The organism is Rhodococcus sp. 11-3 (assembly GCF_023704055.1).
Lineage (GTDB): Bacteria > Actinomycetota > Actinomycetes > Mycobacteriales > Mycobacteriaceae > Rhodococcus > Rhodococcus aetherivorans.
In genome coordinates this window covers 5623104-5638155 of the sequence record NZ_CP080406.1, presented here as the reverse complement: position 1 = coordinate 5638155, position 15052 = coordinate 5623104, and the positions used below count along the sequence as shown (strand labels likewise).

Genomic DNA, 15052 nt, shown 5'->3' with positions numbered 1-15052 from the left:
CTTCCTCACTCCTCTTGCCGGAACTGGGCGGCCAGCTCGCTGCGCGAACGGATGCCGAGCTTCGCGTAGACCCGTGTCAGGTGGTACTGCACCGTCTTCACCGACAGGAACAGCTCGCCCGCCACGTCCTTGTTGGTATTGCCCGCGGCCACCAGCGCGGCGACCGCCTTCTCCTGCGGGGTCAACGCCGCCAGATCCATGTGTGTCCGGCGGGTATCGTCGCCGTTCGCCTTCATCCCCCCGGCCTTGAGTTCGCGGTCGCAGCGCTGCACGTACGACGTCGCGCCGAGCGTCACGTACAGCTCGCGGGCCGTGCGCATCACCGCGTCCGCCTCCCGCCGGCGTCCGGCGCGGCGCAGCGTCTGCCCGTACGCGAAGTTCACGCGGGCACGGTCGTACGGCAGCGACAGCGTCGCCAGGTTCGCCAGCGCGTCCTCGAATGTTCTGCGGGCGGCGTCGATGTCACCCCGTGCCCCGTGGATCCGTCCGCGCACGTATCCGAGCCGCGCCCGGGCGGACAGGTGCCCACGGGAGACGGCCAGTTCCTCGAACGGACGGAGGAACTCGTCGGCCTCGTCGACGCGTCCGGTCATCACGAGAGCATTCGCGTACAGGTCCGGCCACGGCCAGAAACCCGGTTCCACCAAGGCCTGCCGCCGACGGGTGGTGAGCGGTGCGAGGTGCCGCAGCACCCCGTCGTAGTCGGCGGCGACCTCTGCGCACTGGGCGGCCGCGATGCAGGACGGCACCACCATGACGGCATAGTCGGTGGCGCCCGCGCGTCCGCGACGCAGGTGCTCGCGGGCCAGCGACCAGTCCCCGCGCAGGGCGTGCACCTGTGCTCCTGTCCAATGCACCAGCGGCCGAAGCAGATCCAGGCCGGCCGTGTCGAGCTGTGCGGCCGCGCGGTCGACGGTGCGCACGGCGTCGTCCCATGCGCCGAGCGCGAACTCCGTGCGCGCCAGCCACGCCTGCGCCCACAACGAGATCCGGATCGAGCCGCCGCGGAAGACGGTCGGCTCGGCACTCTCGAGCTCCGCGCGGGCGCGATCCGGCTCGTCCAGCGCCAGGGCGAGCCAGCCCTCCGCCATGCGGATCCGCTGGCTCTGGGCGCCGAGCCGGAAGGTCTCCGACAGCTCTGCGTACGAGGCGCGTGCCTCGTCGACGCGGCCGGTCATGGCCAGGCCGAGGCCGCGGATCGCGGCCGACTCGACGGCAGCGGGCATGTCGGGAGCTACGAGGGACGACGCGCGGTCGGCCCACTCGACGAGGCCCGCGCCGTCGAGCTGGGCCAGCGAATGCAGCACCATGCGCTGGCAGATCATCGCACCCAGATCGGGGTCCCGGGCCGGGTCCGGGAGCAGTTGCCATGCGCGCGTGAGCAGCTGGGAGGCCTCGGCCGACCGGCCGCGCTGGATCGCCAGGTAGCCGAGCACCACGTCGCGCATGGAGCCCTCGGGCGCGGCCTCCATCGCCGGCACGAACGTCAGCGCCTGGGGCAGGTCCGCCGCGCCCGTGAGGGCGTCGACGCCGCGGATCAGCCGCTGCGCGCGCTGGTCGCGGTCGGGACTGATGCCACTCGCGATGATCAGTGCCTCGGCAGCATCCGACCACGCACCGACGGCGGCGCGGCGCCGGCCGTACCGATCGAGGCGGTCCGCGAGGTCCGCATCGGCGGTGGGGGTGGCGGAGACCAGGTGGGTGAGGGCGGCACCCTCGTCGTCGACCAGTTCGGCGGCGCGGGCGTGCAGGTCGCGCCAGCGGGCGGGACCGATGTCGTCCGCGACGGCGGCCCGCGTCATCGGGTCCGGGAAGATCAGGGTGACCGCGCCGCGCTGTTCGCGCCGCCGGAGCAATCCGGCGGTGTGCGCGGCGTCGAGCGCCGCGGTCGGGTCCGCCAGCCCGGCCAGCGCCGCGGCCTGGGTCAGGGTGCTTTCGCCACCGAGCACGGCCGCCGCTTCCACGAGTGCCCGGGTCTCGGCGGGGCAGTGGTCCAGCGTGCGGCGCACGGCGCCCGACCGTTCCTGGGGCGCCGGGAACCGGGCCTGCCAGTGCTGCCACTGGTTGCGGGGGATCTCGTCGAGCAACTGCAGGATCGGGCGGGGTGTGCCGAGAGTGTGCTCGAACAGCCGTCGCGCGGTCCACGGCGACAGGTCCACGCCGATGCGGGCGAGGGCCAGCTGGGCGATGTCCTGCGGCCCGAGGGGCCGCACGTGCACGGAGAGGGCGCGGTGATGGTCGAGCACCTGCCGGGTGCTGTCCGGGACCGCCTCCGGCAGCGGGTCCACGGTCACCAGCAGGACGAGCAACTGCTTGCCGTGGGCGCGGCGGACGGCGGACGACAGGGCCTGCAACGACTCGGAATCGGACCAGTGCGCGTCGTCGACGACGAGAACGGTGGGATCGTCCACGAGGGACAACAGTTCGTGCGCCACTTCCACCGGATCACGTCCGGTGACGGGGGCCTGCAGCAGTTGCTCGGCCGTGCTCCACGCGCGCGCCGCCTCCCACGGGACGCCCGCGGACACGCGGACCTGCCAGCCGTTCAAGACCTCGGTGAATCGTTGCACCAGGGCGGATTTGCCGATACCCGGCGGACCCTCGACGAGGGCGAGCACGGGTGAACCGGCTCGCGCCTCGCCGAGGTGACGGTCGAGCTCGGAGAGCTCTCGGGTACGTCCGACCAGCATGGCGGGGTGAGTCACACTTCCACGGTAGTGGGGCTCGCGGCCGCAGCTTCGGGGGTTCGGGCAACGTACTGCGCACCCCGTCGGATGGGAACGAACACCGTGACCAGGGCGCCGGCCACGGCGATGCCCGCGAAGATGTAGAAGCTCACGTCGTTGCTCAGCCCGGCACCGATGAGCAGGCCGCCGATGATGGGGCCGAAGATGCCGCCGAGCCGGCCGAATCCGGCGCACCAGGCGACACCGGCACCGCGCGCTGCCGTCTCGTAGTAGTTGGAGACGAACCCGTAGATGAGCACCTGGGTGCCGATCGTGCCGACCCCGGCGATCGCCACCGCGGTCAGCAGGACGGGCAGCGGGAACCCGAAGGTGAGGAGGATCAGTGCCAGGCCGGCGAGGCCGAACGTGGTGGCGATGACCGGCTGGGGGCCGCGGCCGTCGGCGATCCGGGAGGCCAGGAGGCCGCCGATGATCGCACCGCCGTTGAGCACCAACAGGAATGCGAGCGAGCCCTTCGCGTTGTAGCCGGCGTCGGCCATGATCTTCGGCAGCCACGTGTTCAGGCCGTAGGTCAGCAGGAGCCCGGCGAAGCTCATCAGGCCGAGCAGGGTGGTGCCCCACGCGTAGCGGCGGGTGGCCAGTGCGGCGAATCCGACCTTCTCGGCCGGGGCCGGGGCGATCGTGGGCAGGGGGAGACCGAACTTGTCACAGACCGCGGCCGCCTCGTCCGTCCGCCCGCGCGCCTGCAGCCACATCGGGGATTCGGGGAGCTTCACCAGGGCCAGGGGCAGCAGGATCACCAGCGGCAGCGCGCCGATCCAGAACAGTCCGCGCCAGCCGATGGTGTCGCGCAGCACGATGGCCAGCAGAGAGGCGAGGACGCCGCCGGCGGGGACGCCGCTGTAGACGATCGCGTTGAACAGGTTCCGTTTCCCGGGCGGAGCGAACTCGGCCACCACGGCACCCGCGGTGGCGACGAGACCACCGACGCCGATGCCGGTGAAGAAGCGCAGGATGCCGAAGGAGGTGATGCTGGTGGCCATCGCCGCGGCGCCCATGCCGACGGAGAACCAGACGATGTTGATCAGCATCATCTTCCGGCGCCCGAGCCGGTCGCCGAACGCGCCGGTGAACAGGGCGCCGACCATGACGCCGATGAGGGCGTACGAGCCCAGCGCGCCGCCCTGCTGCGCGGAGATCGCTCCGATCTGGCTGGGGTCGGCCATCAGTGTGGGCAGGATCGTCCCGTAGACGACGAGGTCGTAGCCGTCGAAGATGATCGCGAGCGTGGCGAGGGCGACGACCCAGATGACGGTGCGGCGGTGCCGGGGACTTGCCCAGGCGGTTGTGTTGTCGGCCATGTCGGCTCCGGTCTGTGAGTGCGGTCACAAATGAAACGGGGCAGAAAGAGGGCCTCACCGGCAGGGGATCCCTGGCCTGTCGGTGAGGCCTGTGGCGGTGCTGGGGTGTTACCCCAGGTCGCCGCCGGCGACGGGAAGAACCGTGCCGGTGATGTAGGAGGCCTCCTCCGAGGCCAGGAAAGTGATCGCGGCGGCCTGCTCGTCGAGCGTGCCGTACCGCTTGAGCAGCGAGGAGTCGACGGTCTGGTCCACGATCTGCTGGTACCAGCCCTTCTCCTGCTCGCTCTGCGCGGCGGGGCCGCGCGCTACCCGGCGGGCGGGGGCGTCGGTGCCGCCGGGGGCGGTGGCGACGACCCGGATCCCGTACGGGGCGGCCTCGAGGGCGAGCGCGGCGGTGATCGCGTTGACCCCGCCCTTGGCGGCGGCGTAGGGGACGCGGTTGACACCGCGCGTCGCCACGGAGGACACGTTGACGATCGTGCCCGAGCGTTGCTCGATCAGGTACGGCAGCACCGCGCGGCATGTCCACAGCGTCGGGAACAGCGACCGCTGCACCTCCGCCTGGATCTGCTCGGGGGTGTAGTGCTCGTACGGCTTCGCCCAGATCGTCCCGCCGACGTTGTTGACGAGCACGTCGATGCGGCCGTGCTGCTGCCGGGCCTCGTCGATCGCGGACTGCGCTCCCGCGAAAGTCTCGAGGTCGGCGGTGACGGAGTGCGCCTGGAAACCCTTCTCGCGCAACTCCTTCGCCACCTCGTGCACGAGCTCGGAGCGGTCGACGAGGATCACGGATCCGCCCTCGGCTGCGATGCGGGACGCGACCACGAGGCCGATACCCTGCGCGGCGCCGGTGACGGTGACAACCCTGCCGTCGAAGCGGCCCGGGTACACGGTGCCGACCGGAAGAAGGGCACTCACGCGAGTTCCACCTTCGCGGACTCCTCGATGGCGCGGCGCATCGTCGCCTTGGCGTGCTCGGCATGGCTGACGATGAGGTCGCGGGCCGCCGCGCGGTCCTTGCGTTCGAACGCCCGCACGATCTGCAGGTGGTCGTGCGGAATCTGCTCGTCCACCCACTGCGCGGTGCGCAGCACCTTGCGCATCAGCTGGGTCACCTCGAGCCGGTTGTACGCCTCGAGCAGCACGGGATTGCCGCAGCAGCGGAACAGGAACTCGTGGAAGGCGGCGTTGGTGTCGGTGAACGCGCCCGCGTCGGTGAAGCGGTCGTGGTCGATCGACGCGGTCGACGCCTCGGCGAGAATCCGGAATTCCACGAGCTGCGCGTCGGTGAGCCGGCCGATGGTCAGCTCCAGCGCACCGAGTTCGAGCGCCATGCGCGCGTCGAACTGGGCGTCGGATTCGGTGACGGGCGGGTGCTCCTCGCCGATCTCGTAGTTGCCCACCGGCACCTGCTCGGCGGCGCCGAGGGACACCGGCAGGCCGGTCTCCTCGGCTGCCCTGGTGGCGGCTTCGAGTTCCCGCTCGGTGGGCCGGGGCGCCGGTTCGGCGGCTCCGAGGGTCGCGGAGTTGTTGAACTTCTCGAAGTAGAAGTTCGTCACCGAGATGCCCTCGTCCGACAGGTGCGTGCGCACCGCCTCGACCATCGGCGGCGGCCCGCACAGGTAGACGTCGACGTCGCCGTCGTTGAGGTGCTTCGGCTCGAACAGCCCGGTGACGTACCCCTTGTTGGGGGCGGTCGACTCCGGATCGGAAACGCAGTAGTCGAACGTGAAGTTCGGCAGCGACCGCGTGTAGGCCTCGAGCTTGTCCAGCTCGACCAGGTCCTGGTCGAAGCTGACGCCGTAGACCAGGTGCACCGGCAGGTCGCTGCCCTCCTCCTGCATCTTCGACAGGATGGCGAGCAGTGGCGCGAGGCCGGTACCGCCGGCGAGCAGGAGGGCGGGGCGCTTACGCTCACGCAGGAAGAAGCTGCCGAACGGGCCGGTGAACTGCAGGGTGTCTCCCACCTGGGCGCGATCACTCAGGTACTCGGACATCAGGCCGCCCTCGGTGATCTTCACCAGGAAGGACAACTGCGGGTCGTTCGGTCCCGTGCTGAACGAGTACGACCGGGTCTGTTCCGTTCCGGGCACGGTGATGTTCACGTACTGGCCCGGCAGGAACACCAGGTCGTCCCGATTGGGGATCTCGACGGTGAAGCCCACGGTGCTGGGAGAGAACCGCTGCAGGTCCGTGATCGTCGCCGTGTACGTCGCGGCCGCGGTCTTCGCGACGTCCGAGGTCGTCGCGATCTGCAGCACGAGATCGGATTCCGGGACCATCTGGCACGGCAGGCAGAATCCCTGCTCGGCCTCGTCGTCGGTCAGCGCCTCCTCGATGTAGTCGCCGCCGTCGTAGTTGCCGGACTCGCACAGCGCCTTGCAGGTACCGCACGCGCCGTCGCGGCAGTCGAGAGGAATGTTGATCCGCGCCTTGTACGACGCGTCGGCGACCGTCTCGTTCGGTCCGCACTTGATGAAGCGGGTCACCCCGTCCTCGAAGCTCAATGCCACCTGAAAGCTCACGGCATGTGCCTCCTTTCGTGAATCGGGGGTGGATCAGACGACGTAGACGTCCACGATGTGGTGGATGTAGTCGTTCTTGAGCACGATCTTCTTCTTCTTGATCACCGGGTGCGGGCCCGAGACGTCGAGGGTCACGAAGTTCGTGCCGAAGTAGGTGTCGGTGGTGTTGTACCGGTAGTACAGCGAGAACCAGTTGTGGCGCAGGTCGATCTCGGTGCCGCGGCGCTCGAGGATCTCGACGTTGGTGATGTTGTGGCCGGTGCGCGGTTCGGGCAGCGACGTCGCGGAGGAGCGGTCGGTGCGGATGCGGAACACCCGGTCCTCGAGGCCACCGCGGTTGGGGTAGTAGATGAGCGAGATCTCGCGCTGCGGGTCCTCGGTGAGCGCACCGTTGTCGTCCCATGCCGGCATCCAGTACTCGGCCTGCGGGTGGTAGCACTCGAGCCACTTCTCGAACTCGCGGTCGTCGAGGAGACGGGCCTCACGGTAGAGGAACTGCTCGATGTCGGTCTGCGTCAATTCCGTTGCGGCGGTCATGTCCTGGTCTTCCTCAGCGCTCGTTCGTGGTGGTGGGCTCGGCAGCGGCGTTCTCGGCGGTTTCCGCCGCGACGGCCTTGCGCATGCTCTCGAGCCAGAAACCGTGCTGGATCGGGTACAGGCCCTCGTCCTCGGTCTTCACGCCGCTCGACAGCACGTTCTTCATGCCGAGGTCCAGCGCGACCTGGTCCGGTCCGTTGAGCTGGTGGGTGGCGCCGCGGCTGAGGTCGTTCCACGGGGCGGCCGACGCGAGATAGGTCTTCTGGCAGGACCGGAACTCCTCGAGGTCGTCCGGGGTGGCCATTCCGGTGGCGTTGAAGAAGTCCTCGTACTGGCGGATGCGGTTGGCGCGGGATTCGGCGCTCTCACCCTTGGGGGCGATGCAGTAGATGGTGACTTCGGTCTTGTCCACGGAGATCGGCCGGAAATGCCGGATCTGCGAGGAGAACTGGTCCATCAGGTACACGTTCGGGTAGAGGCAGAGGTTGCGGGACGCGCCGACCATGAACTCGGCCTTCTTCTCGCCGAATTCTGCGGCGAGCTCGTCCTTGCGGGGGAAGAGCGGGCGGTCCTGCGGGTTGCCCCACCACATCCACAGCAGCAGGTGGCCGTTCTCGAACGAGTGGTAGCCGCCGCCCTGCTTGCCCCAGGTGCCGGCGTCCATCGCCTTGGTCTCGTTGGTCGACTCGCCGGCGGTGCGGCGCGCGGTGGTGGCCGCGTAGTTCCAGTGCGTCGCCGACACGTGGTAGCCGTCGGCGCCGTTCTCCGCCTGCAGCTTCCAGTTGCCGTCGTAGGTGTAGGTGGACGAACCGCGCAGCACCTCGAGACCCTCGGGGGACTGGTCCACGATCATGTCGATGATCTTGGTGGCGTCGCCGAGGTGCTCTTCGAGGGGCTTGACGTCCTCGTTCAGGCTGCCGAACAGGAAGCCGCGGTAGCTCTCGAACCGGGCGACCTTGGTCAGGTCGTGGCTGCCGTCCTTGTTGAACCCCTCCGGGTAGCCGGCGTCGCGCGGGTCCTTGACCTTGAGCAGCTTGCCGTTGTTGCGGAACGTCCAGCCGTGGAACGGGCAGGTGAACGTGGTGCGGTTGTCGGTCTTGCGCCGGCACAGCATCGCGCCCCGGTGGCTGCACGCGTTGATCAGGCAGTGCAGCTCGCCCTCCTTGTCGCGGCTGATCACGACGGGCTGGCGACCGATGTAGGTGGTGAAGTAGTCCCCGTTGTTCGGAACCTGGCTCTCGTGCGCGAGGTAGACCCAGTTGCCTTCGAAGATGTGCTTCATCTCCAGCTCGAAGACTTCCTCGTCGGTGAAGATGTTGCGGCGCACTTGGTATCGGCCGCTGGCCGCATCTTCGACGAGAGCGCCGTCGAGGGCGGCGCGCACATGGTCCAGGGTCTCGGTCATGGGGATCCTCCAGAAAGGGTGTCGGGTCGGCCCCGGCGGAGAATGGGGCTGTTTCCGCGTTATCTCCACCATGCCACCATGTGGCCACAGTCACACCAGGCAAATGCCTAGGCCTACCTAGGACCCTCGGCAGGAGGGTAGGAAGTCCCCAAACGCCCGGTGCGTCCTTTGGGCTGCTGGAACAGCCCAAAGGACGCACCGGGGGTGGGTCACGTCGCCGAGGTGAACTTCTCCCGCCGGATCCGGCGCGGCGACATCCGGCGCCGCTTGCACGCCTTGACGGCGCTGTCGACGAAGGCCTCGGAGCCGCAGATGTAGCCCGTGTACTCCTTCGCCGACGCCACGTCCTCGACGAAGGCGTCGGGGGCGTAGCCCTCGCGGTCGCCGCCGGACTCACGGCTCAGGCACGCGACGAACCGGAAGCCGGGATGCTGCGCCTCCAGCTCGCGGAAGAAGCCGGAGTCGTAGAGGTCCTCGGCGGTGCGCACCCCGTGGTAGAGGACGATCTCGCGCCGCGGATCCAGCGACAGCGCCTGCCGGACGATGCTCTTCATCGGGGCCAGTCCGGTCCCGCCCGCGAGCAGCACCATGGGGCCGGTGGACTCCGCGTCGAACGTGAAGTCCCCGAGCGGTCCGGTGACGTCGACACGGTCGCCGACCGCGACGGTGCCGAACGCCCACCGGTCGCTCGCGACCCCACCCGGCCGGCGACGGACATGCAGCTCGAGCAGCTTCGCCTCACCCGGGGTGTTCGCCAGCGAGTACTGCCGCCGGACGCCGGTGCCCGGGACAGTCAGTTCGACGTACTGCCCGGCGGAGAATTCGAGCGGCGTGTCCAGGGTGAGCAGCATCCGCCGCGTGTCGTGGGCGATGTCGCGGACCTCGGTGACGGTGCCGACGAGGTCGCGCAGCGCGTGGGTGGCGTCCCGGTCCCGGCCGTCGTCGGTGCGTGGCCGCTCGACGACGGTGTCGCCGCACGGCGTGGCCTGGCACGCGAGGGCGAAGCCCGCGTCGCGTTCCGTCGCGGGCAGCGTCGCCTCGGGGGACGTGCGGTGGTCGACGGCGCCCGAGCGGACCCGGATCTTGCAGGTGCCGCACGTGCCCTGGTTGCACGAATTGGGCATCCACACCCCGCTGCGCAGCAGTGCGTCGAGCACGGTCTGCTCGGGTGCGCACGCGACGGTGGTGTCGCCGACGGTGACGGTGGCGCTCATGTCCTAGACCTCCCAGGTGACGTGCAGGGCGGTGGGTCCGCGGAAGCCCCAGCCCCAGAACTCGACGTCGGCGTTCGTGTCCCGCTCGAGGTTGGGGATGGTGTCGAGCAGTTCCTCGAGGCCGATGCGGCACACGTGGTTCGCGAAGTAGATGCCGGCGCACGCGTGGTTGCCGGCGCCGAACGCCAGGTGCGGCAGCGGCGGGCGGGTCATGTCGTATTCGGTGGGGGCGTCGTACTTGCCGGTGTCGTGATTGGCCGAGCCGTACGACAGGATCACCACGGTGCCTGCCGCGATGTCGACCCCGGACACCGTGGTGTCCCGCCTCGCGATGCGGGCCGTCGCCGACCAGATCGGCGACGTCCACCGCATGCCCTCGGCGATCGCGCGCGGAATCAGACCCGGCTCGTCGACGACGGCTTCGAACTGTTCGGGCCGGCTGAACAGCCCCGCCAGCGTCGAGGACATGGCGTGCCCCGGCTCCTGCATGGCCCCGAGCAGGAACACGTACAGCGTGGGATAGATGTACTCGCGGTCGCGGGTCTGCCCCTCGGGCATGCCGTCGTGCAGCCAGTGCGACATCGCACTGTCGTCCGGGTGTTCGATCCAGTGGTCGATCAGGGGATCGACGATCGAGCGGATCTCCGCCTTCGCGGCGTCGCCGGCCGCGAACCGCTCCTGGTCGGTGAATTCACCGTGGTCGTCGACCTCGGCGTTGGTGAAGGAGTCGGACAGCTTGTGGAACCACTCGCGCAGCGTGTCGGAGCCGACGTCCTTCAGCCCGAGCAGGTCGCCGAGCGCGCGGACGCTGACCGGTTCGCAGTACCGGGCGACGAGATCGGCGCGGCCGTCGTTCTCGAAACCCTCGAGGTAGCGGCGGGCGATGGGCCGGACCAGGTCCTCGATCCAGCGGTCGACCTCGCTCGGCTGCAGCGCGGGTTCGACCATCGAGCGCAGATCCTGGTGGATGTCGCCGTTGACACCGATGATCGCGGGATGTCCGAACGTGCGGCCGCCGGCCGGGGTGATGATGGCCTCGAAGTCGTCGCTCGTCGCGATGGCGTGGCACGCCTCGGCGGTCGAGGCGACGAACGCGCCGAGGACGGGGACGAAGGCGACCGGTGCCTCGGCCCGCAGCCGCTCGTAGACCGGGTACGGGTTGCGCTCGAGTTCGGTCATGGTGATCTCGTCGATCCATGAAAGGGTGCTCGTCATCGGTAGTGCTCCTCGATGTGTCTTCGGCGGTTAGGCCCCTCGAGCGGGGCCGTTCGTCGGGTGAGGCAGAACATATGACGGCAGTCACACGATCGCCGAGACGATCCGCGCGGCCCCTGGACACATCGCGCGACTTTCTGTGACCGGCGTCTCCGCTACGTACGCTCGTGGTGTGAGTGCGACCGAGATCGGAGACTGGGATGCCGCATCCCGGGCGGTGGCGGACGCGTACTTTCCCCATGAGCTGACCGATTTGTCGGGCACCGACCGGCCGAAGCTGTCGCTGACGACGGTCGATCTCGGCGGGGTGACCCTCGGCCGCCTGCACTGGGGTGCCGACATCGCCATCGCGTGCGACTATCCGGGCGCCTACGAGGTGAACATCCCGGTCACCGGCCGGCTCGAGTCCCGTGGCAGCCACGGCGAGACCGTTTCGGTGCCCGGTCAGGCCACCGTCTTCCGGGCCGACACGCCGAGTGTGATCACCCATTGGGGCGCAACGTGTTCCGTGCTCGGGGTGAAGTTCGACCGGGAGCATCTCGAGCGGGAGGCCGACAGGATCCTCGGTTCGCCGGTGCGATCGAAGCTCGAGCTGCCCGACCAGCTCGACCTGACCGGTCCGGCGAGCGAGTGGCACGGGCTCGTCCGGGCCCTGTCCGAACAGCTCGACGGCGCCCTCGAGGTGGTGCGCAATCCGGTGGTCGGGGCGCAGCTCGCCGGTGCCGTGACCGCGGCGTTCGTCCTGGCCGTCGCCCCGCAGGACGGACCGGCCGGACCCCCGCGGCCGGGCATGATCCGTCGCGTCCTCGACGCCCTGCACGACGATCCCGGCCGGGCGTGGACCTCGGCCGACATGGCCGAACTGGCCGGCACCAGCGTCCGCCGCCTGCAGGAGGCGTTCGCCCACTTCGTCGGCCGCAGCCCGTCGGCGTGCCTGCTCGACATCCGGCTCGACCGCGCCCACGCCGACCTCGTCGCCGGAGCGGGCACGGTCACCGTCGCCGACGTGGCCTACCGGTGGGGTTTCAGCCACCCCGGCCGGTTCGCCGCGGCGTTCAAGCGGCGCTACGGGACGACGCCCGCGGAGGTCCTGCGCGGCCGCTGACGCACACAGAAGTCCCGGACGTCGACAACCGTCGAGACGCTTGTCGATGTCCGGGACCTGTGTCGTTGCGTGGGCCTACCCGACCCAGAACTGCGGGGTGGGCCGGTCGAACGACAGCTCCGGGAAGTCGTCGTCGCAGATCGGGACCCGGGCTCGGCGCTCGACGTAGTCGTGGCCGTAGGCGCGCATGTGCTCGATGCACGCGACGGTGTATCCGACGGGATCGGGGTGGACGGCGGTGGCCGGCCGGAAGAGGTTGGGAAAACCCTTCGCCGTCAACGTGTTCGCCGTGCACCGCGCACCGTCGCGGCCGCACAGCGGGAGGGTGCCGTCCCCGTCGACGAGGAACTTGGCCCGCGCGACGACGGTCGAGCCGTCGAGGATGTCCCAGCGGTGGTCGACGTCGTCGTAGCGGGCGGAGGTCGCGCCGGCCGTGTCGTGGACGGCCAATCGCAGTTCGTCGCGCAGGCGGCCGGCCGCCCGCAGGGCGGCGAAGGAGCGCCCGAGGACCACGGCGTCGAACTCCGGGACGGGGGCACGGGCGACGGACTTCGAGGCGGTGGTCATCTCGGGCGCTCCTTCGCGGGTGGAACGCCGCGCGCGGGCGGCAGGGGATCGCCCGCGCGCGGCAGCTGGGGGTTACTTGCGGTAGTAGGCGCTGACGTCGTCGTTGCCGATGAGGTCGGGCACGGTCCAGCCGTCGAGGTCGTACTCGCTCATGAACTGCTCGGCCAGGCCCTTCATGCCGGAGACGATGCCGCGGTTCTCGGCGGCGAACAGCAGTTCGGCCTTGACGTTCTCGTGGTTGCCGGAGTAGTTGCGCTCGTACAGTTCGTGGCGGCCACCGAACTCGGAGCCGATCGAGTCCCACAGGGCCTTCATGACCTTGACCCGGTCCACGGCGGTGATGCCGTCGGAGCCGCGGACGTACTTGTCCAGGTAGGGGCGCACCTCAGGGCTCTTGAAGTCCGCCGCCGACGAGGGCAGGTAGATCAGGCCGGACGCGACGTCCTGCTCGATGATCTCCTTGATGCGCGGGTAGCCGGAGATCATGAACATCCGGTAGGTCAGGCCGTACTCGAGCTTCGGGATGACGGTGTCGCCGATCCACGGCTCGGGGTCGCGGGCCATCGACTCGGTGAGCGACCAGAACAGGTTGCGCCAGCCGATGACCTCCCCGACGCGGGTCTGCACGCCGCGGAAGCCGCCGGCGCCGGTGGCGTCGAGGGCCTTGAGCAGCAGGCCCGCGATGAAGTCGAGCTTGACGGCGAGGCGGGTGCAGCCCTGGAAGGTGAACCGCGGCAGGAATCCGGACTGCGGGAAGAACGCGTTGATCTTCTCCACATCGCCGTACATGAACACGTTCTCCCACGGCACGAGCACCTTGTCGAAGATGAAGATCGCGTCGTTCTCGTCCATGCGCGAGGACAGCGGGTAGTCGAACGGCGAGCCGACCACGGCGGCGTTCTGGCTGTAGGAGGCCCGCGAGATCAGCTTGATGCCGGGCGCGTCCATCGGCACCGTGCAGATCAGGGCGAATTCCTTCTTCTTGATCGGCAGGCCGTAGTGGGCGATGAAGTTGTAGTTGGTGATCGCCGAGCCGGTGGCGACGACCTTGGCGCCGGAGACGATCAGGCCCGCGTCGGTCTCCTTCTCGACCTTCATGAACACGTCGCCGACCTGGTCCGGGGGCAGTTGCCGGTCCACCGGGGGGTTGATGATGGCGTGGTTCCAGTACAGGACCTTCTCCTGCGACTCGCGGTACCAGCGCTTGGCGTTGTCCTGGAACGGGGCGTAGAGCTCGCTGTTGGCGTTGAGGGTGCCGAGGAAGGAGGCCTTGTAGTCGGGGGACCGGCCCATCCAGCCGTAGGTCATCCGCGCCCAGGTGGCGATGGCGTCGCGTTCGGCGAGCAGGTCGTCGGCGGAGGTGGGGGTGCGGAAGAACGGCATGGTCACCCCGCCGTTGCCGGTGTCGGTGGGACAGGTGAGGGTGCCGACGTGCTCGCCGGTGTGCAGCGAGTCGTAGAGGCGGGCGGTCATGCGGATGGAGTTGCGGAACGCCGGATGGTTGGTGAAGTCCTCGACCCGCTCGCCGTGCAGCCAGATCTCGCGGCCGTCCTTGATCGATTCGATGTACTCGTCGCCGGTCATCGGCCGCGTGGCGAAATTCTGCTGCCGGTTCGCCGGGGAATCGGCGGCGACGTTCACCGTGGAGCGGTCGATCGTGTTCTCGCCGGGACGGGACTCGAGAGTGGTCATGGATATCTCCTTGCGGGTGAAGGGAACTGGTAAGTGGTTCCGGGCGGTGGTCAGTTCACCGCGGCATCGAGGTGGAGCGGGGTGAACCGGGTCCGGGCGTCGAACCAGCCGCTGTGCGGATCGTCCATCGAGCCGTTCCATGCGGCGGAGGCGCTCGGTGCGCCGAGTTCGTGGAAGGTGCTCCGGTAGAACAGCAGCGGGGCGGTGTCGCGGCACTGGGCGTCGACGATCTCGCCGATGTAGATCACGTGGTCGCCGCCGTCGTACTCGCGCCACGGGACGCAGGACAGGGTCGCCGCGGCCCCGGCGAGCACCGGCGCCGTGGGTCCGTCCTCGAACACCGGGCCGGGGGTCTGCGGCCGGCCGGCGAAGTGCAGGGCGGTGTCGACCTGGTCCGCGGCGAGGATGTTCACCGCGAACGGTGCGCCGGAGAGGAAGCCGCACGCCTTCGACGTGCGGGTCAGGGTGACCTGGCACAGCCGGGGCTCGAGGGAGACGGCGGTGAACGCGGTGACCGTCGCGCCGTGGGGTGTGCCCTCGTGGTTGGCGCAGGTGATCACGGTGACGCCACTTGCGAACTGTCCGAAGATGTTCCGGAGCCGACGCTGTTCCATTTCGGCGCTCCTCCCGGGTCGATCCGTGCTGGTGTGATGTAGACCATAGGAGCGGGTGGGTGCCGGCTGCGATCCGCTGAACGCGGTCGCTATCCGGTTAGCGCGGTCGGCGTGACCGATGGCCTCGTTT

12 protein-coding genes are annotated in these 15052 nt (G+C 69.4%); 1 reads left to right on the top strand and 11 read right to left on the bottom strand.

The genetic code is table 11. The features are described 5' to 3' along the window. Positions 1 to 5: 5 nt before the first annotated feature. The 8 genes from KZJ41_RS26040 to KZJ41_RS26005 form a co-directional block, all read right to left on the bottom strand. Complete coding sequence (locus tag KZJ41_RS26040) at positions 6 to 2690, bottom strand: helix-turn-helix transcriptional regulator (protein ID WP_029546519.1); 2685 nt, start codon at positions 2688 to 2690, stop codon at positions 6 to 8. A gap of 11 nt (positions 2691 to 2701) precedes the next feature. Continuing rightward, the gene (locus KZJ41_RS26035; protein WP_006946218.1) at positions 2702 to 4048 is read right to left on the bottom strand and encodes an aromatic acid/H+ symport family MFS transporter; all 1347 of its coding nucleotides are present in this window, start codon (positions 4046 to 4048) and stop codon (positions 2702 to 2704) included. 108 nt (positions 4049 to 4156) lie between these two features. Beyond that, positions 4157 to 4966, bottom strand: a complete 810-nt coding sequence (locus tag KZJ41_RS26030; RefSeq protein ID WP_006946217.1) for a 1,6-dihydroxycyclohexa-2,4-diene-1-carboxylate dehydrogenase — start codon at positions 4964 to 4966, stop codon at positions 4157 to 4159. Beyond that, positions 4963 to 6573, bottom strand: a complete 1611-nt coding sequence (gene benC, locus KZJ41_RS26025; protein ID WP_043801240.1) for a benzoate 1,2-dioxygenase electron transfer component BenC — start codon at positions 6571 to 6573, stop codon at positions 4963 to 4965. The genes KZJ41_RS26030 and benC overlap by 4 nt, the downstream gene beginning before the upstream one ends. 33 nt (positions 6574 to 6606) lie before the next feature. Beyond that, a complete protein-coding gene (benB, locus tag KZJ41_RS26020) occupies positions 6607 to 7110 on the bottom strand; it encodes a benzoate 1,2-dioxygenase small subunit (protein WP_043801243.1) in 504 nt (167 codons plus the stop codon). A 13-nt stretch (positions 7111 to 7123) separates the two neighbouring features. Further along, complete coding sequence (gene benA, locus KZJ41_RS26015) at positions 7124 to 8515, bottom strand: benzoate 1,2-dioxygenase large subunit (protein WP_006946209.1); 1392 nt, start codon at positions 8513 to 8515, stop codon at positions 7124 to 7126. A gap of 209 nt (positions 8516 to 8724) precedes the next feature. After that, positions 8725 to 9729 carry a 2Fe-2S iron-sulfur cluster-binding protein gene (locus KZJ41_RS26010; RefSeq protein WP_006946208.1) on the bottom strand — a complete coding sequence of 335 codons (1005 nt, stop codon included), beginning with the start codon at positions 9727 to 9729 and terminating at the stop codon, positions 8725 to 8727. 3 nt (positions 9730 to 9732) lie between these two features. Continuing rightward, positions 9733 to 10944, bottom strand: a complete 1212-nt coding sequence (locus tag KZJ41_RS26005) for a cytochrome P450 (protein ID WP_065921949.1) — start codon at positions 10942 to 10944, stop codon at positions 9733 to 9735. 139 nt (positions 10945 to 11083) lie between these two features. Here KZJ41_RS26005 and KZJ41_RS26000 point away from each other — a divergent pair, with 139 nt between their 5' ends. After that, positions 11084 to 12049 carry an AraC family transcriptional regulator gene (locus KZJ41_RS26000; RefSeq protein WP_065921950.1) on the top strand — a complete coding sequence of 322 codons (966 nt, stop codon included), beginning with the start codon at positions 11084 to 11086 and terminating at the stop codon, positions 12047 to 12049. Positions 12050 to 12124: 75 nt separating this feature from the next. On the opposite strand, the gene KZJ41_RS25995 is transcribed toward KZJ41_RS26000, so the two are convergent. From KZJ41_RS25995 to KZJ41_RS25985, 3 genes are all read right to left on the bottom strand, one after another. Continuing rightward, entirely contained in the window at positions 12125 to 12616 is a 492-nt protein-coding gene (locus KZJ41_RS25995; protein WP_006946204.1) for a hypothetical protein, read from the bottom strand. A gap of 72 nt (positions 12617 to 12688) precedes the next feature. Beyond that, on the bottom strand, positions 12689 to 14308 hold the full coding sequence (locus KZJ41_RS25990) for a 4-hydroxyphenylacetate 3-hydroxylase family protein (RefSeq protein WP_050036051.1): 1620 nt from the start codon (positions 14306 to 14308) through the stop codon (positions 12689 to 12691). Between the two features lie 50 nt (positions 14309 to 14358). After that, positions 14359 to 14922: a flavin reductase family protein gene (locus tag KZJ41_RS25985; RefSeq protein ID WP_043802490.1), complete on the bottom strand. Its 564-nt coding sequence runs from the start codon at positions 14920 to 14922 to the stop codon at positions 14359 to 14361. Positions 14923 to 15052 lie beyond the last annotated feature (130 nt).

Bases quoted from the DNA above. Each gene is read 5' to 3' on its own strand.
- benA (WP_006946209.1), bottom strand. From the start codon at position 8,515: ATGACCGAGACCCTGGACCATGTGCGCGCCGCCCTCGACGGCGCTCTC.
- KZJ41_RS25995 (WP_006946204.1), bottom strand. From the start codon at position 12,616: ATGACCACCGCCTCGAAGTCCGTCGCCCGTGCCCCCGTCCCGGAGTTC.
- benB (WP_043801243.1), bottom strand. From the start codon at position 7,110: ATGACCGCCGCAACGGAATTGACGCAGACCGACATCGAGCAGTTCCTC.
- KZJ41_RS26040 (WP_029546519.1), bottom strand. From the start codon at position 2,690: ATGCTGGTCGGACGTACCCGAGAGCTCTCCGAGCTCGACCGTCACCTC.
- KZJ41_RS25990 (WP_050036051.1), bottom strand. From the start codon at position 14,308: ATGACCACTCTCGAGTCCCGTCCCGGCGAGAACACGATCGACCGCTCC.
- KZJ41_RS25985 (WP_043802490.1), bottom strand. From the start codon at position 14,922: ATGGAACAGCGTCGGCTCCGGAACATCTTCGGACAGTTCGCAAGTGGC.
- KZJ41_RS26005 (WP_065921949.1), bottom strand. From the start codon at position 10,944: ATGACGAGCACCCTTTCATGGATCGACGAGATCACCATGACCGAACTC.
- KZJ41_RS26035 (WP_006946218.1), bottom strand. From the start codon at position 4,048: ATGGCCGACAACACAACCGCCTGGGCAAGTCCCCGGCACCGCCGCACC.
- KZJ41_RS26010 (WP_006946208.1), bottom strand. From the start codon at position 9,729: ATGAGCGCCACCGTCACCGTCGGCGACACCACCGTCGCGTGCGCACCC.